The sequence below is a fragment of the Micromonospora sp. C97 genome (assembly GCF_018070385.1).
Lineage (GTDB): Bacteria > Actinomycetota > Actinomycetes > Mycobacteriales > Micromonosporaceae > Micromonospora > Micromonospora parva.
The window spans coordinates 79,618-104,911 of the sequence record NZ_JAGPXU010000003.1 but is presented as its reverse complement, the minus strand read 5'-3'; the positions used below and the strand labels follow the sequence as shown (position 1 = coordinate 104,911).

General features: G+C 71.3%; 26 protein-coding genes. 17 read left to right on the top strand and 9 right to left on the bottom strand.

Annotated elements, in window-relative coordinates:
• Positions 1–200: 200 nt before the first annotated feature.
• Positions 201–1,223, bottom strand: coding sequence for a hypothetical protein (locus tag KBX26_RS32680; protein ID WP_282102159.1), 1,023 nt, complete (start codon positions 1,221–1,223; stop codon positions 201–203).
• Positions 1,224–1,490: 267 nt separating this feature from the next.
• On the opposite strand from KBX26_RS32680, the gene KBX26_RS06830 reads away from it, so the two are divergent.
• The 4 genes from KBX26_RS06830 (at position 1,491) to KBX26_RS06815 (ending at position 3,842) form a co-directional block, all read left to right on the top strand.
• Entirely contained in the window at positions 1,491–2,066 is a 576-nt protein-coding gene (locus KBX26_RS06830; RefSeq protein WP_210864972.1) for a tetratricopeptide repeat protein, read from the top strand.
• Positions 2,067–2,070: 4 nt separating this feature from the next.
• Entirely contained in the window at positions 2,071–2,982 is a 912-nt protein-coding gene (locus tag KBX26_RS06825; RefSeq protein WP_210864971.1) for a glycosyltransferase, read from the top strand.
• Positions 2,922–3,335 carry a methyltransferase domain-containing protein gene (locus KBX26_RS06820; protein ID WP_210864970.1) on the top strand — a complete coding sequence of 138 codons (414 nt, stop codon included), beginning with the start codon at positions 2,922–2,924 and terminating at the stop codon, positions 3,333–3,335. The genes KBX26_RS06825 and KBX26_RS06820 overlap by 61 nt, the downstream gene beginning before the upstream one ends.
• Positions 3,336–3,572: 237 nt before the next feature.
• Positions 3,573–3,842 carry a hypothetical protein gene (locus KBX26_RS06815; protein ID WP_210864969.1) on the top strand — a complete coding sequence of 90 codons (270 nt, stop codon included), beginning with the start codon at positions 3,573–3,575 and terminating at the stop codon, positions 3,840–3,842.
• A gap of 490 nt (positions 3,843–4,332) precedes the next feature.
• On the opposite strand, the gene KBX26_RS06810 is transcribed toward KBX26_RS06815, so the two are convergent.
• Positions 4,333–6,012, bottom strand: coding sequence for a DNA repair helicase XPB (locus tag KBX26_RS06810; RefSeq protein WP_030329662.1), 1,680 nt, complete (start codon positions 6,010–6,012; stop codon positions 4,333–4,335).
• A gap of 173 nt (positions 6,013–6,185) precedes the next feature.
• Between KBX26_RS06810 and KBX26_RS06805 the strand changes: the two genes are divergently transcribed.
• Both KBX26_RS06805 and KBX26_RS06800 read left to right on the top strand, forming a co-directional pair.
• Positions 6,186–7,064 carry a L,D-transpeptidase family protein gene (locus KBX26_RS06805; protein ID WP_210859186.1) on the top strand — a complete coding sequence of 293 codons (879 nt, stop codon included), beginning with the start codon at positions 6,186–6,188 and terminating at the stop codon, positions 7,062–7,064.
• A gap of 97 nt (positions 7,065–7,161) precedes the next feature.
• Positions 7,162–7,398 carry a hypothetical protein gene (locus tag KBX26_RS06800; RefSeq protein WP_210864968.1) on the top strand — a complete coding sequence of 79 codons (237 nt, stop codon included), beginning with the start codon at positions 7,162–7,164 and terminating at the stop codon, positions 7,396–7,398.
• A gap of 31 nt (positions 7,399–7,429) precedes the next feature.
• Here the strand turns inward: KBX26_RS06800 and KBX26_RS06795 are convergent, their stop codons facing one another.
• A complete protein-coding gene (locus KBX26_RS06795) occupies positions 7,430–9,913 on the bottom strand; it encodes a helicase-associated domain-containing protein (protein WP_210864967.1) in 2,484 nt (827 codons plus the stop codon).
• 83 nt (positions 9,914–9,996) lie between these two features.
• Here KBX26_RS06795 and KBX26_RS06790 point away from each other — a divergent pair, with 83 nt between their 5' ends.
• Both KBX26_RS06790 and KBX26_RS06785 read left to right on the top strand, forming a co-directional pair.
• Positions 9,997–10,620 (top strand): HAD family hydrolase, encoded by a 624-nt coding sequence (locus KBX26_RS06790; RefSeq protein WP_210864966.1) that lies wholly within the window; start codon positions 9,997–9,999, stop codon positions 10,618–10,620.
• Positions 10,621–10,647: 27 nt separating this feature from the next.
• Positions 10,648–11,034 carry a cold-shock protein gene (locus KBX26_RS06785; protein ID WP_030329652.1) on the top strand — a complete coding sequence of 129 codons (387 nt, stop codon included), beginning with the start codon at positions 10,648–10,650 and terminating at the stop codon, positions 11,032–11,034.
• On the opposite strand, the gene KBX26_RS06780 is transcribed toward KBX26_RS06785, so the two are convergent.
• A complete protein-coding gene (locus tag KBX26_RS06780; protein ID WP_210864965.1) occupies positions 10,995–11,843 on the bottom strand; it encodes a 1,4-dihydroxy-6-naphthoate synthase in 849 nt (282 codons plus the stop codon). The genes KBX26_RS06785 and KBX26_RS06780 overlap by 40 nt on opposite strands.
• Positions 11,844–12,412: 569 nt before the next feature.
• Between KBX26_RS06780 and KBX26_RS32160 the strand changes: the two genes are divergently transcribed.
• Positions 12,413–13,354 (top strand): helix-turn-helix transcriptional regulator, encoded by a 942-nt coding sequence (locus KBX26_RS32160; RefSeq protein ID WP_307857759.1) that lies wholly within the window; start codon positions 12,413–12,415, stop codon positions 13,352–13,354.
• Positions 13,355–13,366: 12 nt separating this feature from the next.
• On the opposite strand, the gene KBX26_RS06770 is transcribed toward KBX26_RS32160, so the two are convergent.
• Together KBX26_RS06770 and KBX26_RS06765 are read right to left on the bottom strand one after the other, a co-directional pair.
• The gene (locus KBX26_RS06770) at positions 13,367–14,017 is read right to left on the bottom strand and encodes a futalosine hydrolase (protein WP_030329648.1); all 651 of its coding nucleotides are present in this window, start codon (positions 14,015–14,017) and stop codon (positions 13,367–13,369) included.
• Positions 14,014–15,615: an MFS transporter gene (locus KBX26_RS06765; RefSeq protein ID WP_030329646.1), complete on the bottom strand. Its 1,602-nt coding sequence runs from the start codon at positions 15,613–15,615 to the stop codon at positions 14,014–14,016. Before KBX26_RS06765 ends, KBX26_RS06770 begins: the two co-directional genes overlap by 4 nt.
• 88 nt (positions 15,616–15,703) lie before the next feature.
• Here KBX26_RS06765 and KBX26_RS06760 point away from each other — a divergent pair, with 88 nt between their 5' ends.
• Positions 15,704–16,543, top strand: coding sequence for a DUF3027 domain-containing protein (locus KBX26_RS06760; RefSeq protein WP_030329644.1), 840 nt, complete (start codon positions 15,704–15,706; stop codon positions 16,541–16,543).
• Between the two features lie 36 nt (positions 16,544–16,579).
• On the opposite strand, the gene KBX26_RS06755 is transcribed toward KBX26_RS06760, so the two are convergent.
• Entirely contained in the window at positions 16,580–16,825 is a 246-nt protein-coding gene (locus tag KBX26_RS06755) for a DUF2530 domain-containing protein (RefSeq protein WP_088986669.1), read from the bottom strand.
• 88 nt (positions 16,826–16,913) lie between these two features.
• On the opposite strand from KBX26_RS06755, the gene KBX26_RS06750 reads away from it, so the two are divergent.
• From KBX26_RS06750 to thpR, 5 genes are all read left to right on the top strand, one after another.
• Entirely contained in the window at positions 16,914–18,392 is a 1,479-nt protein-coding gene (locus KBX26_RS06750; protein ID WP_030329640.1) for an NCS2 family permease, read from the top strand.
• 119 nt (positions 18,393–18,511) lie between these two features.
• Positions 18,512–18,961 carry a MarR family winged helix-turn-helix transcriptional regulator gene (locus tag KBX26_RS06745; RefSeq protein WP_030329638.1) on the top strand — a complete coding sequence of 150 codons (450 nt, stop codon included), beginning with the start codon at positions 18,512–18,514 and terminating at the stop codon, positions 18,959–18,961.
• A gap of 71 nt (positions 18,962–19,032) precedes the next feature.
• Positions 19,033–20,316: an MFS transporter gene (locus tag KBX26_RS06740; protein ID WP_030329636.1), complete on the top strand. Its 1,284-nt coding sequence runs from the start codon at positions 19,033–19,035 to the stop codon at positions 20,314–20,316.
• A 105-nt stretch (positions 20,317–20,421) separates the two neighbouring features.
• A complete protein-coding gene (locus KBX26_RS06735; RefSeq protein WP_210864964.1) occupies positions 20,422–20,931 on the top strand; it encodes a hypothetical protein in 510 nt (169 codons plus the stop codon).
• A 12-nt stretch (positions 20,932–20,943) separates the two neighbouring features.
• Positions 20,944–21,522: an RNA 2',3'-cyclic phosphodiesterase gene (gene thpR, locus KBX26_RS06730; RefSeq protein WP_030329632.1), complete on the top strand. Its 579-nt coding sequence runs from the start codon at positions 20,944–20,946 to the stop codon at positions 21,520–21,522.
• Here the strand turns inward: thpR and KBX26_RS33155 are convergent.
• Positions 21,492–22,250, bottom strand: coding sequence for a helix-turn-helix domain-containing protein (locus KBX26_RS33155; RefSeq protein WP_030329630.1), 759 nt, complete (start codon positions 22,248–22,250; stop codon positions 21,492–21,494). The genes thpR and KBX26_RS33155 overlap by 31 nt on opposite strands.
• 236 nt (positions 22,251–22,486) lie before the next feature.
• On the opposite strand from KBX26_RS33155, the gene KBX26_RS06720 reads away from it, so the two are divergent.
• Positions 22,487–23,152, top strand: a complete 666-nt coding sequence (locus KBX26_RS06720; RefSeq protein WP_210860756.1) for a DUF4097 family beta strand repeat-containing protein — start codon at positions 22,487–22,489, stop codon at positions 23,150–23,152.
• A gap of 49 nt (positions 23,153–23,201) precedes the next feature.
• Positions 23,202–24,023, top strand: a complete 822-nt coding sequence (locus KBX26_RS06715) for an alpha/beta fold hydrolase (RefSeq protein ID WP_210864963.1) — start codon at positions 23,202–23,204, stop codon at positions 24,021–24,023.
• A gap of 54 nt (positions 24,024–24,077) precedes the next feature.
• Here KBX26_RS06715 and sepH read toward each other — a convergent pair whose 3' ends face one another.
• Positions 24,078–25,157 (bottom strand): septation protein SepH, encoded by a 1,080-nt coding sequence (gene sepH, locus KBX26_RS06710; RefSeq protein WP_030329624.1) that lies wholly within the window; start codon positions 25,155–25,157, stop codon positions 24,078–24,080.
• Between the last annotated feature and the right edge of the window lie 137 nt (positions 25,158–25,294).

The following is a 25,294-nucleotide window of genomic DNA, read 5'->3' as shown; positions in this document are numbered from 1 at the left end:
GACATCCTTGAGTGCCCGGCCGGGGACGTGCACGTCCAGATGGCCCCCACCGGCGAGGAACGGGTCCGGGTTCATGCCGTGGATCTGCACCGGCACGCCAGCCGACCAGGGGGTCTGGCACACCACCACGGGAGGCGATGCCCAGCGGTCGACCTATTTCGGGTGGTTACGAGGTATTTGAGGCTAAAACTACATTTGCCCTACATCGGGTAGTCCCGCCGATATTGTGACTCCGGCGCGTCCTGGGAAGGGCTCGAGATGTGCCGACCCGTTCCGGTGGAGGGGACATGAGGGAAAACACGGAACGTAAGCCGCTGGTGAGTCCCCGGCACATCAAGGCCGCATCGGGTTTGAGCTCCGTGCTGATCGTGGCCGGCATGACCACAGGCGTCACCCCCGCTCAGGCGGCCGAGGTGGTCCACAAGGCCCGCGCCGAGCGCAGCTACCAGGGCACGCCCAGGCCGCTCGGACAGGCGCAGGCGCGGCAGCCCGGCGCAACCCTCGTGCGGGACGGCGGTCCCGACGGATGGTCCGGTCCGCAGGGTTGGCAGTGGCAGGACCAGGAGCCGGGTCGACGCCACCATGACGGCGGCAAGGTGGGTCCACAAGGTCCACAGGGTCCGCAGGGCGAACGCGGGGGACGTGGTCCACGAGGCCCACGTGGCTTCCAGGGTGCTACCGGCGCGCAGGGTTTCCAAGGTGAGCAGGGTGAGCCGGGTCCGCAGGGTTCGCCGGGTCCCCAAGGGCCGCAGGGTTTCCAGGGCCCCCAGGGTCCGCAGGGTGTGACCGGTTCGCCGGGTCCGCAGGGCTCGCAAGGTTTCCAGGGTGCGCAGGGCGAGGCCGGTCCGCAGGGTTCGCAGGGTGAGGCTGGCCCGCAGGGCGCGCAGGGCCCGCAGGGTTTCCAGGGCGACGCCGGGCCGCAGGGTTCGCAGGGCGAGGCTGGCCCGCAGGGCCCGCAGGGCGCGCCGGGTGCGCAAGGTTCGCAGGGCGAGGCTGGCCCGCAGGGTCCGCAGGGTTTCCAGGGCCTGCAGGGCGAAGTCGGGCCGCAGGGTGCGCAGGGTTCGCAGGGCGAGGTCGGTGCGCAGGGTGCGCAGGGTTTCCAGGGCGAGGTCGGTCCGCAAGGTGCGCAGGGCCCGCAGGGTTTCCAGGGTGCGCAGGGCGAGACCGGGCCGCAGGGCCCGCAGGGCGCTCAGGGCGCTCAGGGTGTCCTGGCAGGCGTTCATGTCGAATCTTCTGATGTGCCTGGGACCGGCTTCCAAACCGTCAGCTGCCCCACCGGTGAAGTGGCGACGGGCGGCGGCTACACCACCAACGGGACCGTGAACGTGGACAGCCCGCTCGTAGTAGGAGGTACGCCGGTCGGATGGCAGGCCAACTTCCTCGGAACGGAACCCGGCCTCGTCTACGTCATCTGCGCGCCCGCCACATCGTGATCAGCGAAGCACCCACAATGATCGGCAGGAACGAGGAAGACAGTGAGAATGCGACAGGTGTTCGGCACACTTGCCTGCGGCTCTGTGCTGCTGGCCGGGGCGGGTGCGTGCAGTGACGACAAGACACCCGTGGCGAAGGAATCCGGCGGGACCGTCGCACCAGGGGCCGGGCAGGAGGACCCGGGGGTCCTGCTCCAGCAGGGTATCGAGCAGGGTCAGGCCGGCAAGTCCGACGAGGCGAAGGCAACCTTCGAGAAGGTGGTCGCGCTTCAGGGAGACAACAAGTTCGCCTGGTTCAACCTCGGCTACCTCGCCCAGTCGCGTAACGCGACCGGCGAAGCGATGGCGGACTACGACAAGGCACTGCAGATCGACGACTCCTACCGGCCGGCCCTTTACAACAAGGCAATGCTGTTGGAGGAGGCGAAGCCGGACGAGGCGGTCGCGCTGTATCGCAAGATCGTCGGTGCCGATGAGGGCGCTTCCACGGCGTACCTGCGATTGGGGTTGATGCTCGTCAAGCAGCACGACCGGACGGGCGCCCAGGAGGCGTTCGCGTCGGCGATCGGTGCGGATCCGAAGCTTGCGTCGGCCGTCCCCGAGGACTTCCGCCCGCAGAAGACAAAGAGGTGATCGCGTGGTGACGGCACCACACGTCACGGTTTTCACGGGTAGCAACCGAACCCGCTTCCTGGACGATTGCCTGCAGTCCCTGCTGGCGCAGACGTACGCGGACTGGGAGTGGGTGGTCATTCTCAACCAGGGCACCCGGTGGCGCCCCGAGGCGAACGATCCACGGATCCGCCTCCTGGTGCGGGACGGGCTGTCCGGTGTCGGTGCGGTGAAGCGACAGGCCTGCGCCGAGGCGTACGGGGACATCCTCGTCGAACTCGACGACGACGACCTGCTCAGCAGCGACTGCCTGGGGGAGGTCGTGGCCGCCTTCGACGCGAACCCCGGGGGGGGCTTCGTCTACAGCGACACGGCTCAGATCAGCGAGGACGGCGGCCGGGACGACTCGCGGTTCGCCGCCTCGCACGGGTGGCGCTACCGCGACGAGCGGGTCGACGGGCGTGCGGTGTTGGCCTGCCACTCGCTGGAGCCGACGCCGCACAACGTCAGCTACATCTGGTACGCCCCGAACCACGTCCGGGCGTTCCGACGGGATCTGTACGAGAAGGTGGGCGGCTACAACGAGGAACTCGACGTGGCAGATGACCTCGACCTGATGTGCCGGCTGTACCAGGCGGCCGAGTTTCACCAGATCCCCAAGTGCCTTTACCTGCAACGGATGCACGCCAGGAACACCCAGCGCGACCCTGAGGTCAACGCGCGCATCCAGCGGCGGTCCGTGGAGATCTACGACCGTAACATCCAGTTCAACACGTTGGCCTGGGCGAAACGGCGGGACCTGCTGGCCCTGGATATGGGAGCGGCACACAACAAGCCGGAGGGTTCCTCGGGCTGGATCGCCGTGCCGGGGACGGCGTGGACATCGTCTGCGACGTCACGAAGGGGATCGACCTGCCGGACAACAGCGTCGGGGTGATCCGGGCGGTCGACTTCCTGGAGCACATCCCGGACAAGATGGGGATGTTCAACGAGTTGTACCGGGTCCTCGCCCCGAACGGGTTGCTGCTGTCCCTGACGCCCAGTTCGGACGGACGGGGCGCGTACCAGGATCCGACGCACGTCGCGTTCTACAACGAGAACTCGTTCTGGTATTTCACCAACGACCAGTACGCACGTTTCGTGCCGGAGATCCGCTGCCGATTCCAGGTGTCTCGCCTGGGCACGTACTTCCCGAGCGATTTCCACCAGGCGCACAACATCCCGTACGTCGTCGCGAACCTGATCGCGGTGAAGGACGAGACCCGCAACGGAGGTCCGTTGACGATCTGAGCCGACGGCCGTGACACGGTCCTGCGCCCGCCGGCTAGGTGTACTGCCCAGGGAGAGGCTGAGTACGACCGCGAGCCCGTAGGCGAGGGGTGCCAGCATGCTCTGCTCCAATTGCGCGTCGCCTCACCCGTCCGGTGGAGCCGACCCGTTCCGCCATATCTCACGTTTTGCCTGCTCGTACGCTGCGCCGAAGGCAGTTGGCACTCTCACAGCCGACGGAGGGCAGGGCCGGAGATTTTGCAGGGTGCCAAGGACCGGCACGTCGACCACTGGCGGGTCGGCGTCGTCGGCGGGTCCACAGTGCCGGGGGAGTTCTTCCGGTTCCCGCTCGCGCTCGGCGACATCTACGTCGACCAGCGCGACCCGAGCCGCTGGTGGCAGGTGTTGCAGTTCGGCCTGCAGAACCTCTTCGACCCGGAACTGGACGAGTGGTTCACCATGGACACCTTCGACCACCGCCCCGGCCAGGTGACCCTCCCCGATCGCTGCCCACCCCCCACGCCCTGACCCCCCGGCCCAGACCCCGACCGACCGCGTCGAACCCGACCGACCGCGGTGCTCCCGACCGGCCGCGGTGCTCCCGACCGACCGCGGTGAACCCGACCGACCGCGTCGAACCCGGCCGACCGCGGTGAACCCGACCGACCGCGGTGCTCCCGACCGACCGCGTCGAACCCCGGCCGACCGCGGTGATCAAGAAGTTTGCGTCACCGATCGGCTCGACGGTGACGCAAACTTCTTGATCACCGCGCGGATGGGGTGGGGTGGGGTGGTGGGTGTTACTCGGGCGCGGGGGGGGCGTGGGCGGCAGGGGCCGTGGCGGCTGATTCGTTCACGGCATCAGCTCCAAAGTGAGCGCGAGAGGCACGTTGCCCCCTGGCCCTGCCCCGCAGGCAACGCGGTGACCGACTCGGGTTCCGTGAAACCGGGGCATCAACCTGCCCCGGACACCGCGACTTCCTGAAAACCGAGTCGATCAAGGCCGCGCTGCGCGGAATCAGTCGAAGGACGGCAGGGACGGGCCGAGGACGTCGTCGGCGTCGACGATCGTGTACGCGTACCCCTGCTCGGCGAGAAAGCGTTGCCGGTGCGCCGCGTACTCCGTGTCGATCGTGTCCCGGGACACCACTGTGTAGAAGTGCGCCTGCCGGCCGTCGGCCTTCGGCCGGAGCACCCGGCCCAGGCGCTGCGCCTCCTCCTGGCGTGACCCGAACGTCCCGGACACCTGGATCGCCACCGCCGCCTCGGGCAGGTCGATGGAGAAGTTCCCGACCTTCGAGATCACCAACGTGCGGATCTCCCCGGTGCGGAACGCGTCGAAGAGCCGCTCCCGCTCCTTGTTCGTGGTCGAGCCCTGGATGATCGGCGCGTCGAGGTACTCGCCGAGCTGGTGCAACTGGTCGATGTACGCGCCGATCACCAGCACCTGGTCCTCCGGGTGCCGGTCGACAAGCGCCTTCACCACCGGCAGCTTGGTGCGGGCGGTCGCCGCCATCCGGTAGCGCTCCTCGGCTTCCGCCGTCGCGTACGACATCCGCTCCGCGTCGGTCAGGGTCACCCGTACCTCGGTGCACTCGGCCGGGGCGATCCAGCCCTGCGACTCGATGTCCTTCCACGGCGCGTCGTACCGCTTCGGGCCGATGAGGCTGAACACGTCACCCTCGCGGCCGTCCTCACGTACCAGGGTCGCCGTCAGGCCCAGCCGGCGGCGGGCCTGGAGGTCCGCGGTGAACCGGAAGATCGGCGCGGGCAGCAGGTGCACCTCGTCGTAGACGACCAGGCCCCAGTCGCGGGCCCCGAACAGGTCAAGGTGGGTGAACGCGCCGCCGCGCCGCGAGGTGAGCACCTGGTACGTGGCGATGGTGACCGGGCGGATCTCCTTGCGCTCGCCCGAGTACTCGCCGATCTCCTCCTCGGTCAACGAGGTGCGGGCGATCAGCTCCCGCTTCCACTGCCGTCCCGCCACCGTGTTGGTGACCAGGATCAGCGTCGTCGCCTTCGCCTCGGCCATCGCCGCCGCGCCGACCAGGGTCTTGCCGGCGCCGCACGGCAGCACCACCACCCCCGACCCGCCGGCCCAGAACGCCTCGACGGCTTCCCGCTGGTACGACCGCAGCGTGAACGGCTTGCGCCCGTCCTTGCCGGCTTCGGCCAGCTCGATCGGGTGCGCCTCACCGTCGACGTAACCGGCCAGGTCCTCCGCCGGCCAACCCAACTTCAGCAGCGCCTGCTTGAGTCGGCCCCGCTCGGACGGATGCACCCGGATGGTGTCGTCGTCGATCTTGTCGCCGAGCATCCCGGCGAGCTTCTTGCTCTTGGCCACCTCGATCAGCACCAGCCGGTCCAGTGCGCGCAGCACCAGCCCGTACGCCGGGTCGTTGGCGAGCTGCAACCGGCCGTACCGGTCCATCGTCTCGGCCACGTCCACCAGCAGGGCGTGCGGCACCGGGTAGCGGGAGTACTTGATCAGCGAGTCGACGACACCCTCGGCGTCGTGTCCCGCGGCGCGGGCGTTCCACAGACCCAGCGGGGTCAGGCGGTACGTGTGCACGTGCTCCGGCGAGCGTTCCAGCTCCGCGAACGGCGCGATCGCCATCCGGCAGGCCTGCGCGTCGGGGTGGTCGATCTCCAGCAGCAGGGTCTTGTCCGACTGCACGATCAGTGGTCCACCGCTCACGCCAGCGTCCTCTCCTCGGTTGGCCGTCCGGCCGGAACGGGTCGCATACCCGCCGCTGGCCGACCATCCAGTGTTGCACGATGCGGGACGGCGGAAGAAAGATGCGCACCCGCCGCAACCGTGACGGCACTCACGAACGTCTAAGAAGGGGACGATTGTCAGGGGAGGGCTCCATGAAGCACTTTCGGACCACTTCCCGGCTGCTCGCCCTCGTGGTGGTCGTGCTGGTCGGCGCGGGTGCGTGCGCGTTCGAGCCGCAGTCCGGTGGGAGTGGTGGCGGGGGAGCCGCCCCAGCCGGTGCGGCAGAACGGGCAACGGGGGCGAGCGACACGCCCCGGCCGGACCAGCACGGCCCGTCCACGTCGGCCGTAGCCACCCCGAAACCCTCCCGGAAACCCACGCCGAAGCCGACCCGCACGAGCACGGCCAAGCCGACCCCCAGCGGTACGCCGACCGTCGCCGGCTGCCCCCAGGGCCAGCACCAGCGCGCGGTGGAGACCTACCTGGCCCGGTTGGGTGGGTTCGGGGCGGTGACCGTTGACGGCCGGCAGTCCGCCGCCGACTGCGCGGCGATCAAGAAGTTCCAGAAGAGGTACGGCATTCGCCCCGTCGAGGGTCGCGCCGGGCCGACCACCCTCGACGTGGCCCAGCGCCTCGCCACCACCGACCCGGCCCGCTGCAAGGGCGGCACAGGCACCACGTTCTGCGTGGACCTGACCCGACAGACCGTCTGGGCGCTCCGCGCCGGCAAAGTGATCATGGCGCCGACGGTGACCCGCACCGGCATGTCCGGCTACCGCACCCCGGCCGGCACCTACACCGTCAACTACCGCAACCCCAAGGAGTGGTCCGACCCGTACGAGGTGTGGCTGCCGTACTGGCAGCACTTCACCCAGGGGATGGGCTTCCACGAGACCACCACCTACCTGCACGAGAAGTCGATCGGCTCGCACGGCTGCGTCAATCTGCTGCACGCCGACGCCGTCCGGATGTGGGAACTCGGCAAGGTCGGCACCCGGGTGGTGCTGATCGGCCGCCGCCCCGGCACCTGAGCGACACGCAGCGAATTGCGGCGGTGACCCCCTGTCCGACCGGACTCTCGAGTGTCACTCTTGGAGTCCAGGGCCGGACCGGGCGGGGAGGCTGGGCATGACGGTCGACCATGACGTGATTGCGGAGCATGAGCAAGCACCACCGGACGAGGTGTCCCGAGCGACCGTGATCGCGTATGCCGTCGCGGCGACGCTCCTGCTCGGGTGGTTCCTCTTCGGCTGGCTGGTGCTCCAGCAGGGCTTCATCGACTCGGTCGGGGAGGCCGCCGGCGCCGGCTTCGCGCTGCTGCTGGTCATCTCGGTGATCGGCACCGTGCGCCGGAGCCGCCGCTGACCGACAGCCCCCCGCGCGACGGCGCCGTCGGTCAGTCCGCCACCACCGCCGCGGTGATCCGGTGCAACGCGAACGTGTGCAGCATCTCGGTCCGCTCATCCTCGGCCCGCAGGTAGCCGGCACCGATCGAAACCGGTTTGAGCAGGCGCGACGCGGTCGCCCCGTGCGCGTCGACGTAACCGACCCAGACCAGCGCCTTGTCCCGGACCGCCTGCTGGAGCACCGCCAGGGCCTCACTGTGGGTGTGCGCCGGCACGGGACCGCCGCCCAACCCCGGAGCACCGCCGCGCACCACCGCCGGTGCGCGTCGGGCCGCCCGCGCCGCCGCGTCGCCCCGCCGGATGTGCTCCACCACGCCGAGCAGCCGGGGCATGGGCAGCTTCGGGGCGGCCAGCGGATCGGTCGTACGACTGGTCACCGACACCCGGGGCGGGGCCCGCCGGATGCGCGGCCGGGCCAGCACGGTGCTGCCGGTGCCGTCCTCCTGCACCGGCGCGTACCCGGCGTCGCGAAGCGCGCCCAGCAACCGGCCAACCTGGTACTGCGTGCACAGCACCGTCGGCGCCAGCCGGCGCAACGCCAACGACTCCAGTCGCCGGTCGGCCAGCACCTCGCTGATCAGCGTCTCGTCGTCGCTGCGCAGGTACGCCCCGGCCAGGCCGACCCGCAGCCCGCCGTGCTTACGGGCCACGTCGTCGATCAGGTAGGTGAGCCCCTGCGGCACCGGGGTACGTGACCGGCGCCGGAACACGTCGTGCAGGTCGTCGGCGGTGTAGCCGGAATCCAGTGCCCGTCGCACGCTCGCCGTGGTGACCCGGTGCACGCTGGCCCCACCGGCCGACTCCAGCTCGGTCATCGCCTCCAGTTCGGCGGCGAGCGCCGGCTCGGGTGGGCCGGGCACCACCACGGTCAGGTCGGCCTGCACCAGGAAGTGGTCGACCGGTGCGGGCAGCAACGCGTCCAGCGCCCGGGCGGCACTGGACGGGTCACCGCTCTCGATGTCCGCGTGCACGCCCAGCGGGTCGTCGGTCCGCTCGTCGGTCGACGTCAGGTCACCCAGCAGCAGCCGACCGTACGTGGTGAGCGCCCCCAACCCCGTCACGCCCAGCTGCGCGGCCTCGGCCAGCACCTCCCGGTGGGCGGCGTCCCGGCCCCGGCTGCGGCGCGGGGCCCGCCAGTCCAGCAGGTCCTGCACCTCCTGCGGGGTGGGTGCGGTGGCCGGTTCCAGATCGGCGAGTACGCCCAGCACCGCCCGTCGGGTGGCCGGCACGCCGGCCCGTTCGGCCTCGGCGGAGAGCGCGGCGATCGGGCGGTCCCGGTCGTCCCGGCGGCCGACCAGCCCCACCTGCCGGGTCATGGTCAGCCACGCTCGGGCGAGCTGCTCCCACCGTTGGGCCAGTGAGGCGGCTCGCCACACCTCGTACCCGCCGGTGGGCAGCACCTGCTGGTCCGCCCCGTACCGGCCGGTGGCCGACCCGGGTATCTCCAGCTCACCGGCGAGCCCCGCCGCGTACGCGACCTCCAGCAGCAGCGCGGTGGTCGGTTCGTCCAGCCCGGCGGTGCGCGCCAACCGGCGCAGATCCCGCACACCGATGCCACCCGAACGCAGCACCGGCGCGGGCTCGTCGGCGAGTTGCTCCAGCAGCCCTTCGGTGTTCCGGACCACCTCCATGGTCTGCCCGGCCCCGGCCGAGTCGACAGCCTTCGGCTCCCGCGGTGCGACTGCCACCGGCGGTGGGCTGGTGCGCAGGGGCCCGAGCGGGCCGGTGTCGCGGCGCAGCAGCAGGCCGACCTCGCGGGGCAGCTCCACAGTTCCGCTGGCCGTGGACGAGCCGGTCGTCACGGGGACCAGCAGCCGGTTGTCGACGAGCCACCGCACCGGGGAGCCGGTCGGGGCACCCCCGTTGGTGGGGTCGGAGAGGACCGGGTCCTCCGTACCGAGCGGTGGCGCCTGCAACGCTCCCGGCGGAACGCTGCCGACCGGTGGGCCGGCCGCCAACCGGTCCAGGATCGCCCGGGCCGAGGGTGGGGCGGCGAGCACCGTCCGTCGGAGTTTCGCCGGGTCCGCGCAGAGCGCTGCCGTGCGCGGGTCCAGCTCCGCGGCCGGCCGGCCGAGCCCGGCGGGGTACGGGGACACCTCGTCGACGGCGGGCACCACCTGGAGCGCGTGCTCCGGGCCGTACAGCAGGAAGAGCGCACGCAGTCGGCCCACGGCGGCCCGGACGGCCGTCGGAGCCGGCGGCTGCGGCCCGCCGGTCGCCATCGCGAGCACGGTGTCGGTGGCCGTGGTGGCGTCGTCCGGGTTCCGGGTGAGGCGGGCGGCGTCGAGGATCTGGAGGGTGAACTGGTCCAGCCCGTCCAGCGCGCGGGCCACGGAGACCCGGGACTGGGCCCGGATGGCCAGGGCGGAGACATCGGCCGGCACGGGCACGACGAGGTCGGGCCGCAGCTGGAGGAGCGCGGCCAGTGACTCGTCGGGCAGCGACCGCAGGTGGTCGGCGAGTGAGGTGGTCATCGTCTTTCCACGCTAGCCCGGCATCGGGCTTCCGCGCCCCTCGGACGTCCGGCCGACCGGGAGTAGCCGGTACGTTTCTCGACATGCCCGCACTGACCGTCGGATTCGACCTCGACATGACCCTGGTGGACTCCCGCCCCGGCATCGCCGCGGCGTACCGGGCGCTGACCGCGAGGACCGGTGTGCCGGTCGACGCCGAGCTGGCGGTGTCCCGGCTGGGGCCGCCGCTGCGTACCGAGATCGCGCACTGGTTCCCGCCGGAGCAGGTCGAGTCGGCCGTACGGGTGTACCGCGAGCTGTACCCGGCGTACGCGATCACGCCGACGCTCCTGCTGCCCGGTGCCCGGGAGGCCATCGACGCGATCCGGGACCGGGGTGGCCGGGTGCTGGTGGTCACCTCCAAGATCGGCCGGTTGGCCCGGTTGCACCTGGACCATCTCGGCCTCACTGTCGACGAGTTGGCCGGCGACCTGTTCGCCGAGCAGAAGGCGACCGCCCTGCGGGAGCACGGCGCCACCCACTACGTCGGTGACCACGTGGCGGACATGGCGGCGGCGACAGCTGCCGGGGTGCCCGGCATCGGTGTCGCGACCGGCCCGTGCTCCCGGGCTGAGCTGCGCGCGGCGGGGGCGGAAGTGGTGCTGGACGAGCTCACCGAATTCCCAGCGGCGCTCGACGGGATGATCCAGCTAGCCTTGGAGCAGTAGCGGCTCAAGTGAAGCAGGGGTTTTCAGGTGCCTACGGGTCGAGTGAAGTGGTACGACACGGCCAAGGGATACGGCTTCGTCACCAGTGACGAGGGCGGCGACGTGTTCCTGCCCAAGGGGGCGCTGCCGGCGGGTGTCACCGACCTCAAGGGTGGCCAACGGGTCGACTTCAGCGTGGTGGACAGCCGCCGGGGCGCGCAGGCCATGGGAGTCAAGCTGCTGGACGCGCCGCCGTCGATGGCGGAGCTGCGCCGTCGACCGGCCGAGGAACTGCACGGCCTGGTCGAAGACATGATCAAGGTGCTGGAGGCGAAGGTTCAGCCGGACCTGCGCCGGGGGCGGTACCCGGACAGGAAAGCCGCGCAGAAGATCGCTCAGCTGGTCCACGCGGTGGCCCGCGAGCTGGAGGTCTGAGGCACCAGGCCGGCGGTGGCGGCCCGGTCGAGCAGTGCCGCCACCGCGGCGAAACCGGCTTCGCCCAGGTCCGCGGTGAACTCGTTGACGTAGAGGCCGATGTGCCGGTCCACCACGTCGAGCTCCATCTCCTGGGCGTGCGCCAGCACGTACTCCCGGCTGGCCGCCGGGTCCGCCCAGGCCTGCCGGACCGACTCGCGGATCCAACCGGCCGCGGCCTCCGGGTCGACCGCGCCACGCTTGGCCAGGATCGCGCCGAGCGGGATGGGCAGGCCGGTGTCGGTTTCCCACCATTCGCCGAGGTCGACCAGGGCGCTCAGGCCGTGCCGGTGGTAGGTGAACCGGGCCTCGTGGATGACCAGCCCAGCGTCGTAGCGACCCGCCGCCACGCCCGGCATGATCTCGTGGAACGGAACCACCTCGATCCGGGCCGGCGGTCGCCCGGCCGACCAGAGCCGGAACAGCAGGTACGCGGTGGTCCGGTCGCCCGGCACCGCCACCGTCGCGCCGGTCAGGTCGGTGCGGTCCGGCCCGCCGTCACGATCTCCCCGGGTGAGCACCAGCGGGCCGCACCCGCGACCGAGTGCGCCGCCGCAGGGCAGCAGGTGGTAGTCGTCGAGCAGCCAGGGCAGCGCCGCGAAGCTCACCTTCACCAGGTCGAACGCGCCCCGCTCGGCCGCCGTGTTGGTGATGTCGACGTCGGCGTACGTCACCTCGACCGGCGGCGCGTCGGGCACCAGCCCGTGCACCAGCGCGTGGAAGACGAACGTGTCGTTGGGGCAGGGCGAGATCGCCAGGGAGAGCGCCACACCCCCACGCTAGCCCCGCCCCCGCCTCGTCGCCCGCGCCCACCCCGCCCAGTGTGATCCGCGACGGAGATCGGCGGCGGAGATCGCCGACGGGAGGTCCGCGACGAACGGCCGGCGGCACCGGGAGTGTGGCCGGCCGCCGGCAGCAGCGTGGGCGGTGATCCGCCCGGGGCGCGGGGTCCGTCACCTCCCACGGACTCCCTTTGGAGCTGATGTCGCAAACGAATCGCGCTGGACCCGGGGCCGCAGGGTCCGCAGTCCTGGTGCGGCCGACGTGTTCCGGAGTGGCCCGAAGTCGTGGCGCGACCACAGCGGTGTGCGGGGTCGTGGTGTGGGCCGCAGCGGTCCGCCGTCGTCGTGATGTAGGCCGTGGTGGCGCAGGCCGTGGTGATGGAGGTCGTGGTGGCGCGGGTCGTGGTGGTGCGGGTCGTGATGATGTCGCAGACGATTCAGCGCCAAAGGAGGTCTGCGGAGTAGGTCGTCCACCGACCGGAGGGGTTGTCCACAGCTTTATCCACAGTCCCGATGAAGGTGTTGATAGTGGGCTGACCAGCGGGGAGCATCGGTCCGTGACCGAGGCGAGCGACCACACCGACGGGGGCAGCGGCGCCGACGAGGGCGACCACGCCGACGGGGGCGACGGCACCGACGGGGGCAATGGCGCCAGCGAGGGCAATGGCGTCGAGCTTGGCCTGGCGCTGCGCGCTCTGCGTCGGCGGGCCGATCTGAGTCAGCGGCAGTTGGCCGAGAGGTCCGGGGTGCCGCAGCCGACGCTGGCCCGGATCGAGTCGGGGCGGTCGGCCGATCCCCGATTCCGGACAGTGGAGCGTCTCGTCCGGGCAGCGGGTGGGCAGTTGGTCATCGGCACCTCGACCGCGATCTCCGGCATCACCGAACCCACGCCGGTGCCGCACGACGACATGCGGGACGAGGCAGGCCGCCGTTACCCGGCTCACCTGGACGTGTGGCCGGTCCACGAGCCTCGGGACTGGCCCGGCGCCTGGTGGGCGGAGTGGTACAGGTTGCCGCCCCAGCGGTATCCACTTCCGCTGCCACCGGCCGCCTACGAGCTGAACCGGCGTTACCGCGACAACCGACGGTGGGGTGCCGAGGTCCGACGGACTGCGCGGGTGCGTCGGGTGATCGGTGGCGACCTGCCGGCCACCTCCTGGCGGTACGTCGCCGAGCTTCCCGACGGGGCGCTGGTTGGTGAACTGCGGGCCCACGAGCGCAGCCCGTTCCTGGAGTTCGGGGAGTGGCATCCGGGCATGCCAGAGCGGGAGATGGTGCTCGACGGCGTGCTGGTTGATCCCCGTTATCGGCGGTTGGGGCTCGGACGTCGGCTGGTCACCGCGCTGGTGGCTGACATGCGCGAGGCGGGCATCGACGACGCGGCCGCCATCGCCGAGGGGTTCGGCACCGAGCTGCTGCTGGCGTGCGGCTTCGAGATCGAGGCACGCCGTCCGGCGGCACTGCGCCTCAGCCAACCCGGCAAGCGCTGGTTTTCCTGAACGCGGGCCTGGTCACCGCAGTGCCGGGGCCGCTGCGGTCAGCGCGGCGAGGGCTTCGCGCAGCCGCCAGGCGTCCCGGTCGCGCGGGCCGATCGGGTTGGAGATGGTGCGCAGTTCGGCGAAGGGCAGCCCGGCCTGCGCGGCGGCGACCGCCACGCCGTACCCCTCCATGGCCTCGGCTACCGCTTCCGGATGCCGCCGGCGCAGCTCGTCGGTGCCGGCGCTGGTGCCGGTGACGGTGCTGACCGTCAGCACCGGCCCGGTCGTTGCCGTCGGAAGAGCGGCCCGCAGCGTGGCCAGCAGACCCGGGTCCGCCGACACCCTGCTGCCGGCGCCGAGCAGCGCGGGCGGCATGCCCAGCTCGTCGACGGGGATGAAGCCGTCGGGCGACTCGGCACCCAGGTCGGCGGCGATGCTGGCGGTGCCGAGCACCGTGTCGCCGACCTCGGCCCGCCCGGTGAAGCCGCCGGCCACACCGGCGCTGACCACCGCGCGGTACGGCCGGCCGGCGGCCTCGGCGAGTGCCAACAGCCGGGCGGTGGCGGCACCGGCGATGGCCGGGCCCACACCGATCGGCGCGACGGTCACGGTGCTGTCGGTCAGCCCGGCGCGGACCGCGTCCGCCTCGGCGGGAACCGCCGTCACCACCAGCAGACCGGTCACGAGAGTGAGCCGGGGGACTCCCGGCGGGTCTCGTCGTCGGCCCCGCCACCCGGGCCGCCGACCGCCGACGACGGGCGGTAGATGTGGTAGCCCGGCGGGGCGAGGCTCGGGTCGTCGTACTGCGGGGAGCTGGTCTGGGCCGGTGCCGGTGAGGTCGGTGCCGAATCCCCGGGCTCGTCCGCCGGCTCGTCCTCGGTCAGCTCGTCGTCGCCGAGCGGCCGGCCGGCCAGCTTCTCGCCGCGCAGCCGGGCGGCGGCCAGCACCCCCCGGATCGCGGCCAGTACGCCGACCCCGGCGGCGACGGCGATGCCCATCCGACCGTCGAACGGCACCAGCCCGAGCCCGCCGCCGGCGACGAAGGCGAGCATCAGCACCGTCTCGGAGTGGGCGAAGGAACTGGCCCGCAACCGTTCCGGGATGCGCTCCTGGATCGAGGCGTCCACGGCCAGCTTCGCCACCCCGCTGACCAGAGCGGCGACCAGGCAGAGCAGGGCGACCATCACCAGCGAGAACTGGATCACGGCGAGCACCGCGACGCCGGCCACGATGATCATGCTGCTCGACTGGATGGCGGTCGGGCGGTGAATGCGCAGCCGGGTGCCGATGGCGGTGGCCAGGAAGGTGCCGACCGCGAGCGCGCCGCCGACGACGCCCAGCGCCCACTCGGCACCCAGGTCCCGGCCGAACACCACTGTGGTCAGGTCGCCCTTCTTGATCGCGAAGGCGAGGAAGAGCAGCAGGAAGCCGTAGAGCGCGCGGAGCATCGCGGCGCCGATCAGGGTGGCGATCACCAGCCGACCGGACGGTCGGCCCCGGCCCAGTGGCCGGTCACCACGGCGGCGGCCCAGCGCGCGCAGGGGCCGGGGGACCCGCTCGGGTGGCTCCGAGTCGGCCTTCGGTGGCAGCCGCAGCGAGATCACCATGCCGACCAGGAAGATCACCGACGCGACCCGTAGCGGCCACTGCGGGCCGAACCAGAACGCTGCCAACCCGATCGGCGCTACCAGCGCGCCCGCGACAGTGCCGTAGACGCTGGCCCGGGCGCCCACCTGGGACAGGCCGAGACCCTCCGGCAACAACCGGGGCACCGCCGCGGAGCGGGCCACACCGTACGCCCGGGAGAGCGCGAGCACCCCGAACGCGGCCGGATAGAGCCCGAACCCGTGGATGTAGTCGGAGATCAACCAGGCGAGGAAGGCGCGGCCGAGCATCGTCGCGGCCAGGGCGTACCGCCGGCCGTGTCGGAAATGATCCAGCAGCGGGCCCACCACCGGGGCGAGCATCGCGAACGGAACCATGGTCACCAGCAGGTAGAGCGCGACCTTGCTGCGGGCCTCGCCGAGCGGCACGTTGAAGAAGATCGTGCCGGCCAGGCCGATGGCGATCAGGGTGTCACCGGCGCAGGAGAGCGCGTGCAGGTCGAACAGGCGAACCATGCCGACCTCGCCGCCGGCACCCCGGGCGCGGGCCCGACCGGCCCGGCGGGTCACCCAGCGGCCGCTGCCCACCGAACCGCGCAGCAGCAGACGGACGGCGCGAATGCCGGTGCCGACGGTCCGCCCGAGGACGGAACGCCCGGAGCGGGAGTACGACGGCATGTGCACCATCCTCGCCCATCTGATCCGGGTACGCCGCACCACCGCTGGGAAAGGTTCCCCGGGAGTCCCTGTCACCCCTGCGAGGCGCATGGGGAACAATGGTGAGGTGACCAGGCCCGCCTCCACCCGTGCCGCCCGCCTCGACCAGGTCTGCGCCGCCGCCGTCGAGGTGGCTCGCGCTGGCATCACCGAGGTGGACGCCGACGACGTCGGCGATCACCTGCAGGTTGTGGCCGAGGGCGACCGGCTGGTCACCCACTACTTCGAATGCCGCCTCGCCGGTTACCGCGGTTGGCGCTGGGCGGTCACCGTCACCCGGGTGCCGCGCAGCAAGACGGTGACCATCTGCGAGACGGTCCTGCTGCCCGGCCCGGACGCGCTGCTCGCGCCCGGCTGGCTGCCCTGGCAGGAGCGGCTCAAGCCGGGCGACCTGGGCCCGGGTGATCTGCTTCCGACCTCACCCGACGACGACCGACTGGTCCCCGGTTACCTGCTCTCCGACGACCCGGCGGTCGAGGAGACGGCGTGGGAGTTGGGCCTCGGACGCGCCCGCGTGCTCTCCCGGGAGGGCCGCATCGACACGGCGCAGCGCTGGTACGACGGTGACCACGGCCCCGCCGCGGCCATCTCGACCGCCGCCCCGTCCGCCGCCCGCTGCGGCACCTGCGGTTTCTACCTGCCGTTGGCCGGTGCGATGCGCCAGGCCTTCGGGGCGTGCGGCAACTTCTACGCACCCGACGACGGCCGGGTGGTGAGCGCCGATCACGGTTGCGGCGCCCACTCCGAGACGTTGATCGAGGCGGCCGAGACCGCTGTCGACGAGCTGCCCACGGTGTACGACGACAGCGCGGTGGAGGCCATGTCGGTCAGCCGGGCCCCGGGCTCGGTCGAGGCGGCCGAGCCGGCGGAGCCGTACGGGCACTCCTGATCGACCGCGCCGGAGTGCTCCGGCGCGGTGCCCCGCTCACCTCGCCCGGCGGCGGCGTCGGTTGGCGTCGTGGCGCATCATCACGGCGAGGCCCGGGAAACCCCAGAGGAAGCCGGCGAGGCAGGTCCAGAGCCAGTTCTGGTGACCGTTGTCGGTGAGCCAGCCCCGGAAGAAGATCAGCAGGACCAGCCCGGCCACCGCCCACGCGATCAACCCGGCGAGCGCGAACGGCACCATCGGCGGGTCCAGTGGTGCGGGTCGCGGTGGCTGCTCGTTCGGCACCCGGCAAGCGTACGGGATGTACTTCCGCTGCCCACCGACGATCTGGGACGATGCGCGCGACAATCGGAAGATCACCTGCGAGGACCTGATGGCCGTAGCGCCGCCCGAGAACGGCACACCTCCCAACCCTGCTCATCCGCGTAACGGTTTCGACCGGTTTTTCGAGATCTCCGCCCGTGGCTCGACGCTGAGCCGTGAGGTACGCGGTGGCCTGGCGACCTTCTTCACGATGGCGTACATCGTGGTGCTCAACCCGCTGATCCTGGGCGGCGCCGTCGACGGTGACGGCAAGAGCCTCCCGATCCCCGCACTGGCAGCCGCGACCGCGCTGGTCGCCGGCCTGATGACCATCCTGATGGGTGTGGTCGGCCGGTTCCCGCTGGCGCTCGCCGCCGGTCTGGGCGTCAACGCCCTGGTGGCGTACGAGATCGCCCCCGAGATGACCTGGGCCGACGCGATGGGCCTGGTGGTGATCGAGGGTGTGATCATCGCGGTGCTGGTGCTGACCGGTCTGCGGACCGCTGTCTTCCGCTCGGTCCCGACCCAGATGAAGACCGCGATCGGGGTCGGCATCGGCCTGTTCCTGACCATCATCGGTCTGGTGGACGCCGGCTTCGTCCGGCGCATCCCGGACGCCGCCAACACCACCGTCCCGGTCGGCCTGGGCATCGGCGGCAAGCTGGTGAGCTGGCCGATGCTGGTCTTCGTGGTCGGTCTGCTGATCACGCTGGTGCTGGTGGTCCGGCGGGTGAAGGGCGCGATCCTGATCGGCATCCTCGCCTCGACGGTGCTCGCGGTGATCGTGGAGGCGATCGGCAACATCGGCCCGTCGTTCGTCAACGGTCAGCCCAATCCGAAGGGCTGGTCGTTGAACGTGCCGGAGCTGCCGAAGACGGTGGTCGACCTGCCGGACCTGTCGCTGCTCGGCAAGTTCAACGTGCTGGACTCGTGGGGCAAGGCCGGTTGGCTGGTCGTGCTGATGTTCATCTTCACGCTGTTGATCACGGACTTCTTCGACACCATGGGCACCATGGTCGCGGTTGGCCAGGAGGGTGGTCTGCTCGACGAGCAGGGCACTCCGCCGAAGGCCAAGGAGATCCTGCTTGTCGACTCGATCGCCGCGGCGGCCGGCGGTGCGGCCAGCACCTCCAGCAACACGTCGTACATCGAGAGTGCCGCCGGTGTCGCGGAGGGTGCGCGGACCGGCGTGGCCAACCTGGTCACCGGCGCGCTCTTCCTGCTCGCGATGTTCCTGGCGCCGCTGGTCGTGATCGTGCCGTTCGAGGCGGCGTCGACGGCCCTGGTGGTGGTCGGTTTCCTGATGATGACCGCGGTGCGGACGATCGACTGGTCCGACTACGAGATCGCCATTCCGGCGTTCCTCACCATCGTGCTGATGCCGTTCACCTACTCGATCTCCAACGGGATCGGCGCTGGTCTGATCACCTTCGTCGTGGTCAAGTTGGCGCGGGGTAAGGCCCGGGAGATCCACCCGTTGCTGTACGGGGTGGCCGCGCTCTTCGTGCTGTACTTCCTGCGGGGGCCGATCGAGTCCCTGGTGCTCTGAGCCGAGCTGCGTCCGGGCGGGGAGTCGATCAGGGTTCCCCGCCCGTACCATCTGAATCCCCTCGTGAGCCTGGTCATAACGGATGTCGTTAGCCATGCTCATTAGTTAAGCTAACTACTGTGACGGAGCGGACGGTGACGGCGAAACGCGTGCCACCGGCGCAGCTGGCTCCCCAGCTGCGTGATGCGATCACCCGACTCAACCGGCGGGTCCGACAGGCCCGGCCGGTCGGCGACCTCACGGTCACCCAGGTCTCCGCGCTCACCAGCCTGCGGCTGGCGGGCGCGATGACACCCCGGGAGCTGGCCGACGTGGAGCGGGTGCAGCCGCCGACGATGACCAAGATCGTCGGGAAGTTGGAGGACCGCGGCCTCGTGCAGCGGACACCCCATCCGACCGACGGACGGCAGGTCATTCTCGCGGCGACCGAAGGAGCGCAGGCCGTGCTCGACCAGTTCGAGCGGGCCCGCGACGAGTGGTTGGCCCACCGGCTGGCCGCACTCGACGAGGACGAACGGGAGACCCTGCAGAGGGCCGCCGAGATTCTTCAGCAGCTCGCTCGCGCCTGAGCCGCACCCGCGCCACCGGGTCCGTGCCGTCACCTGTCGATGACGCGTACGTCCGAGGAGGCGCACCAAGAGTGCAGGCGAAGCTGAGCACGATGTTCCAGTCCCTACAGGTCCGCAACTACCGCCTCTTCGCATCCGGGCAGCTGATCAAGCTGATCGGCGTCTGGATGATGTTCATCGCCCAGGACTGGCTCGTCCTCGATCTGTCCGACAACTCGGCGACCGCGCTCGGCGTGGTCACCGCGTGTCAGTTCACCCCGGTGCTGCTGCTCACGCTCTTCTCCGGCCGGCTCGCCGACCGGTACGACAAGCGGGTCTTGCTCTTCGCCGCGAACGCCTTCTGGACCGTGCTGGCCCTCGGCATGTCAGTGCTGGTCCTCACCGACCTGGTGCAGCTCTGGCACGTCTTCGCGTTCGCCGCGCTGCTCGGCACCGCCAACGCCGTGGAGACCCCGGTCCGCCAGGCGTTCGTCTCCGAACTGGTCGGCACGCCCCTGCTGCCCAACGCGCTGTCACTCAACGCCGCCGTGTTCAACTCGGCCCGGATCGTCGGCCCGGCCGTCGCCGGCCTGGCCATCGCCGCGTTCGACGTGGGCCCGGTTTTCCTCTTCACCGCCCTCAGCTCGGTCGCGCCGCTGGTCAACGTGGTCCGGATGCGGACCGCCGAACTGCACCGCGACGCCCTGCTGCCGCGCGACGAGCGGGCGTCCGCGAAGGTGATCGACGGGCTGCGGTACGTCTGGCGCCGGCCCGACCTGCTGCTGCCGATGGCGGTCATGTCGGTGATCGGCATGTCGCTGTTCAACTTCCAGCTCACCCTGGCCGCGCTGGCCAAGACGGTATTCCACACCGGGGCCGCGTCCTTCGGCCTGTTCAGCACCGCCCTGGCCGTCGGCGCGCTCGGTGGCGCGCTCAGCGGCACCGGCCGGCGCAGCCGCCCGTCGGTCTGGCTGGTGCTGGGTGCGGCGGTCGCCTGCGCCAGCTTCGGCACCCTGGTCGGCTTCGCCGGGACGTACTGGCTGGTCGTGGCACTGCTGGTGCCGACCGGCTTCTTCATGGTCTTCTTCGCCCAGGCCGCCAACCAGCGGGTCCAGTTGGGTGTGGACGCGGCCTTCCGGGGTCGGGTGATGGCCCTGTGGGTGCTGGTGTTCCTGGGGACCAACCCGGTCGGCGCGCCGCTGATCGGCTGGGTCGCTGAGCACTTCGGTGCCGGTGCCAGCATCTGGATGGGCGGGCTCATCTCGCTGGCCGCCGCGCTGATCGCCCTCACCTGGCAGCTGCGCCACTCCGGTGCCCGGCTGCGCTTCCGGGTGCTGCCGATGCCCCGCTTCTACGTCACCTCCACCGACTGCTGAGGTTTACCGCGCGCCCGAGCTGGGCGGGCCGCGTCCGGTTGCGCGGATCGCGCGGATGCGGCCAAATCGCTGGCGGGGTGGCACGTCGGGGCTTAGCGTCGATACGTGGGTGTCGGACGCGCGCTGATGCTGGCCCTGGCGTTCCTCGCCGTGGCCACCTTGCCGGCGGCATTCGCCCTGCTCTTCTGTTACGACGAGATCGTCGACCGGGTGGTCTGCGGCTGGTCCGAGTGGCGTGAGCGCCGACGGGAGAAACGCACCATCGCCCGCCTCGACCGGGCCGTCGAGGCCGACGCGCTGACCCGGGACATCGACCTCAGTGCGTTCGACAGCGATGACCGCCGGCCGCTGGAGCAGCTCGCCGCCGACCTGCGCCGGCTCGGCGGTCAGCGGATCGGTGGCGCGGGCCGGTCGATGGTCTGGCACAGCGCGCTGCTGCAGGCGTACGACGACCGGCTTCGCCGCGCCTGCCGCGCCCTCGGCGTCGCCGAACACCTCGCCGAGCTGGAGGGCGTCGACCAGGAGATCGAGCGGGTCCGGGTGGAGGGCGTGCTGCACGCCGCCGGGCTGGCCCTGCCGGCGGCCCGGGCCGGGCACCGGCAACGGCACCGCTGAGAGACGCGGCGGTTGCGGCTCTTCGTCGCGGTCCACCCGTCCGTCGAGGCGGTCAACCACCTCGGCGCGCAGGTTGCCCGGCTGCGTGTCGGCGTGGCGGCTGCGGCCGGCAGCAACGTCCGGCTCGCCGATCCGGCCCATCTGCACCTCACCCTGGCGTTCCTCGGCGAGGTCGGGTCCGACCGGCTGGTCGAGGTGGAGAGCGCGCTCGGATTGGCCGCCGAGTCGTTCCGCGACGGCCGCGACGCCGTACCCCGGTTGAGCCTCGGTGGCGGTGGCCGGTTCGGTCGGGGCCGGTCCACGGTGCTCTGGGTGGACCTGCGGGGAGACATGCAGGCGCTGCACGACCTGGCGGGGTTGGTCCGGTCGCGGCTGCGGAACGCCCGGCTACCGCACGACGAGAAGCCGTTCCGCCCGCACCTGACCGTCGCCCGGCCCGGCGACCGGATGCCCCCGGCGGACGTCGAGGCCGACCGGGCCAGCCTGGACGGATATCGAGGTCCACCATGGCCGGTGCTCGAGCTGCTACTCGTGCGCAGCCACCTCGGCACCCCGCCGCGCTACGAACGGATCGCCGCCTGGCCGCTCTGATCCTGGGGCGTGGCTGTGGCCGGTCTGGTGTGCAGGACCTCGCGGGCCTGTTCGGCGGCGCGGGTGATGCTCTCGCTCATGAAGTCGAGGAAGCGGGCGATGTTCTCCAGCCTGGCTGCTGCGGGGGTGTGCGCACCGAGGACGGCGACGCCCTGGCGTGCGGTCTCGACGAGCTGGTCGTTGGCCCGGGCGCTGGCGATCGTCGCCTGGTAGAAGAGCTCGTCGTCGACGACGTAGAGGTCGCGGCGGCGTTCGTCGCGGTGCCGCCGGACGAGGCTCTGGCTCTCCAGGAAGGCGATCGCCTTGGAGATGGACGCTGGGCTCACCTGGAGGTGCCGGGCGAGCTCGGACGCGGTGAGGCTGCCCGAGTCGGTGGTGTACAGACAGGTCAGCACCCGGGCCGCCATCCGGTTCAGACCCGAGGTCATGAGGACCGTGGTGAACGTCTCCTCGTATTCGGCGACGGCCCGGGCGTCCCGCCCGTGCGGTTGGGGTGCCGACTCGGCCCCCCGCGACGAGGACGGGCTGCGCCGGTGCGCGCGACGTTCGGTGGCCCGGTGCGCCAGGTCGGCGCGGTAGGCGGTGGGGCCACCGTTGCGCATCACCTCACGCGTGATCGTCGAGGTGGGACGGTCGAGGCGCCGGGCGATCTCCGCGTAGGGGAGGCTGTCGGCCAGCCCGGACGCGATTTGCTGGCGTTCCTGCTGGCTGAGCCTGCCTCCGGGCATCGCTGTCTCCTTGGTGATCCGGCAACGGCGTTCGCTGCCCCCACGGTAGCGTTCACTCCCTTCTCATTGCAATGGCGCGGCGTTCAGGCGTTGCGTTATCTCGTCGTCCATTGCAATGATTGTGTGCGGTCTAGCTGCGAAAATGCCTGCCCTACGCAACGAAGTCGTTGCCGGATTTTGGAAAGCAACGTAGCGTTTCAAATATCAGAAACAACGGCCACGCACGGGAGAGCGCCATGCAGAAGTTCGACACCCCCGCCCCGATCTCCGCCATCCTGAACATCCCCGCCGGACGCATCCAGCTCATCGCCGCACACCGGGCCGACACCACCGTCGAGGTCCGTCCGGCTGACCCCGCCAAGAGCCGCGACGCCAGAGCCGCCGAGCAGACCGCCGTCGCCTATGCCGACGGCGTCCTGCGGATCACGACGGCGGACCCGGGCAACCCGCTCTTCGGTCCGTCCGGATCCCTGGAGGTCACCGTTCAGATGCCCGCCGGCTCCCGCATCGACGGCACGTCCGCCAGCGCCGAACTCCGTAGCGTCGGGCGTCTAGGGGACGTCGCCTTCGAAGGGGCGTACCGCCAGATCAAGATCGATGAAGCCGCGAGCGTCCGCCTCACCGCGATCGACGGCGACGTCGAGGTCGGCCGGCTCAATGGCCCCGCCGAGATCAGCACCGCGAGGGGTGACATCCGGATCGCCGAGGCCGTGCACGGCACGGTCGTGCTCCGTACCCAGTCCGGCGACATCTCGGTCGTCGCCGCCACCGGCGTCTCGGCCGCCCTGGATGCCGGCACCGGCTTCGGCCGCGTCAGCAACGGCCTCAAGAACGACGGCACCACCGCGCTCGACATCCGCGCCACCACCTCTTACGGCGACATCACCGCCCGCAGCCTCTGAGTCGCACCCGACCTTCCACCCGACCTTCCACGCGACCAGGAGTGCAGACATGACGATCCCTAACACCAGTTCGACGTGGACCGGCATGGTGCCGGTCGACGACACGGCCCTTGCTGTCACCGACACCGGCGGCACCGGCATCCCCGTGGTCTACCTCAACGGCCAGTTCGCCACCCAGGGTTACTGGCGGCGGGTCATCGCCGACCTCGGCACCGGATTCCGCCACATCACCTACGACGAGCGGGCCCGCGGCAAGAAGTCGAAGCGTTCGGCGGACTACTCCTTCGAGGCAGTCGTCCGGGACGTCGACGCCGTGCTCTCGGCCCGGAACGTCGACCGGGTGCTACTGGTGGGCTGGTCCTACGGAGCGGTCGTCGGGGCGCACTGGGCCCACCGGAATCCGGAGCGCGCCCTGGGCGCGGTCCTCGTCGACGGCGCGTTCCCGCACGACTGGCTCGACGAGGCCACGGCGCAACGGATCCGCACGCTGTTCCGCCGGATGAACCTGTTCATGCCCCTGCTGCGCCCGACCGGCCTGACCCCACGGATGAACGCCGACCAGATGGCGAACAGCAACATCGAGCTGGGCGAACTCTCCCGCGAGCGGGCGCTGGGCCCGGTGCTGGACGCCATCACCGTCCCGGTGCGGTACGTGGTCGCCTCGGGAAGGTCCCTCGGCAGCCGCGGCGATGAGCAGGAACAGATCCGGGCCGGCCTCGACGCGGTGATCGCCCGCAACCCGAACATCACTATCGGCGCGAAGGTCGCCAGCAATCACGGCGCGATTCTCAAGAAGGACTTCCGGGCCGTGGCCGATGCCGTACGCCTGGTCGCCGCGCCGCACCGCGAAGGCGCCGCAGACAGTCGGTGAGGACCGAACGCGCGCGGTGACGGGTGACGCGAGGTCACCCGTCACCGCGCGGCGTCAGGAGGATTCGCGGGCGGCCGGGCCGCTGCCGAAGAGCACGTCGTCCCAGCTCGGGAGCCGCTTGCGCGGCTTGCCGCTGGCGTCGGTCGACTCGCCGCCGGCGGCCGCTGCAGCGCCCGTCCGACGGGGCCGGAGCACCGCCAGCGACGGCACGGCCGGCACCTCCTTGGGCGCGTCCGAATCGTCGTCGAAGGCCGACCCCTGGCCACCGCCGAGCAGGGCGGCGGCACCCCCACCGACCGGCCGCTGCCGGGGCGCGTCCGAACCGGCGAGCGCAGCCGGGGTACGCGGCTCCAGCCCACGACCCGACGAGGCGCCGAGCGGACGGTCCAGCGACGCGAGCAGGGCGTCCCGGCCGGCCCGGATCGGATCGCGGCCCGGGCGCGGGTGCTCGGACGCCGCCGGCAACCCGTGCCCACCACGACTCGGCTCACCGCGCGACGGACCAGGCAGGCCGTGCCCGCCCCGCTCCGGTGCCGGCTCCTGGCCGAGGATCGGCGTGGGCCGCTCCGCGCACAGGTACTGCGCCATGTCGTCGTGCGGGGTGACCTGCTGCCGGGTCTTGTCGAGATCCCAGATGGCCTGCGCGGTGGCCTTGCCCGACGGCCAGGTGGCGATGATCCGCCAGGTGCCGTCGTCACGCCGGTACGCGTCCCAGGAGATCTTCTCGGTGTCGATGCCGTGCTGGCTCAGCCGGCCGTTGACCACCTCGGCGAGCGGGGTGGGCTTCTCCGCGCCCTTGAGACGGGTGCGGCGGGCGTGCTGGGCGAGCATCGCCCGCTCCTGCAGCACCGGGCCGGCATAGCGCAGCACCCGGTCGACCGGCACGCCGGCGATCCGGGCGACATCCTCCGCGGACTCACCGGAGCGGATGCGGGCCTGAATGTCCCGAGGAGACAGAGACGGAACCGGGTCGGCGGCGGTCGGTGCCACCGCGAGCGGCGGCGAACCGGGCTCGGCGTGCAACGCACCGGAGATCCGTTCGTCGATGGGCAGGGCGAGCAGCCGCCCCACCTCGTCGGCGAGAACCAGGGCATGGCCGTCCTCGGAGAGGGCGACGAAGCGTACTGGGCGCATAGCGTTGCCTCCGTCCCGCTTCGCTGGCCGCACGCCACGAGTCGGCCACCCAGGCGTCTCGGACCACCGTACGCGCATCTGCCTCGGGGTGGGGGAAGCGACACCCCGCATGTCGTGACTGAGCTGCGGCGATGATC

Coding starts and splice junctions, on each gene's coding strand:
- KBX26_RS32680 (WP_282102159.1), bottom strand. CDS start 1,223: ATGAACGCCTGCCAGGACACCCTGAGCGCCCTGAGCGCCCTGCGGGCC.
- KBX26_RS06750 (WP_030329640.1), top strand. CDS start 16,914: ATGGCCGTAGCGCCGCCCGAGAACGGCACACCTCCCAACCCTGCTCAT.
- KBX26_RS06720 (WP_210860756.1), top strand. CDS start 22,487: ATGCAGAAGTTCGACACCCCCGCCCCGATCTCCGCCATCCTGAACATC.
- KBX26_RS06800 (WP_210864968.1), top strand. CDS start 7,162: ATGACGGTCGACCATGACGTGATTGCGGAGCATGAGCAAGCACCACCG.
- KBX26_RS06715 (WP_210864963.1), top strand. CDS start 23,202: ATGACGATCCCTAACACCAGTTCGACGTGGACCGGCATGGTGCCGGTC.
- KBX26_RS06795 (WP_210864967.1), bottom strand. CDS start 9,913: ATGACCACCTCACTCGCCGACCACCTGCGGTCGCTGCCCGACGAGTCA.
- KBX26_RS06790 (WP_210864966.1), top strand. CDS start 9,997: ATGCCCGCACTGACCGTCGGATTCGACCTCGACATGACCCTGGTGGAC.
- KBX26_RS33155 (WP_030329630.1), bottom strand. CDS start 22,250: ATGCCCGGAGGCAGGCTCAGCCAGCAGGAACGCCAGCAAATCGCGTCC.
- KBX26_RS06765 (WP_030329646.1), bottom strand. CDS start 15,615: ATGCCGTCGTACTCCCGCTCCGGGCGTTCCGTCCTCGGGCGGACCGTC.
- sepH (WP_030329624.1), bottom strand. CDS start 25,157: ATGCGCCCAGTACGCTTCGTCGCCCTCTCCGAGGACGGCCATGCCCTG.
- KBX26_RS06760 (WP_030329644.1), top strand. CDS start 15,704: ATGGGGAACAATGGTGAGGTGACCAGGCCCGCCTCCACCCGTGCCGCC.
- KBX26_RS06805 (WP_210859186.1), top strand. CDS start 6,186: ATGAAGCACTTTCGGACCACTTCCCGGCTGCTCGCCCTCGTGGTGGTC.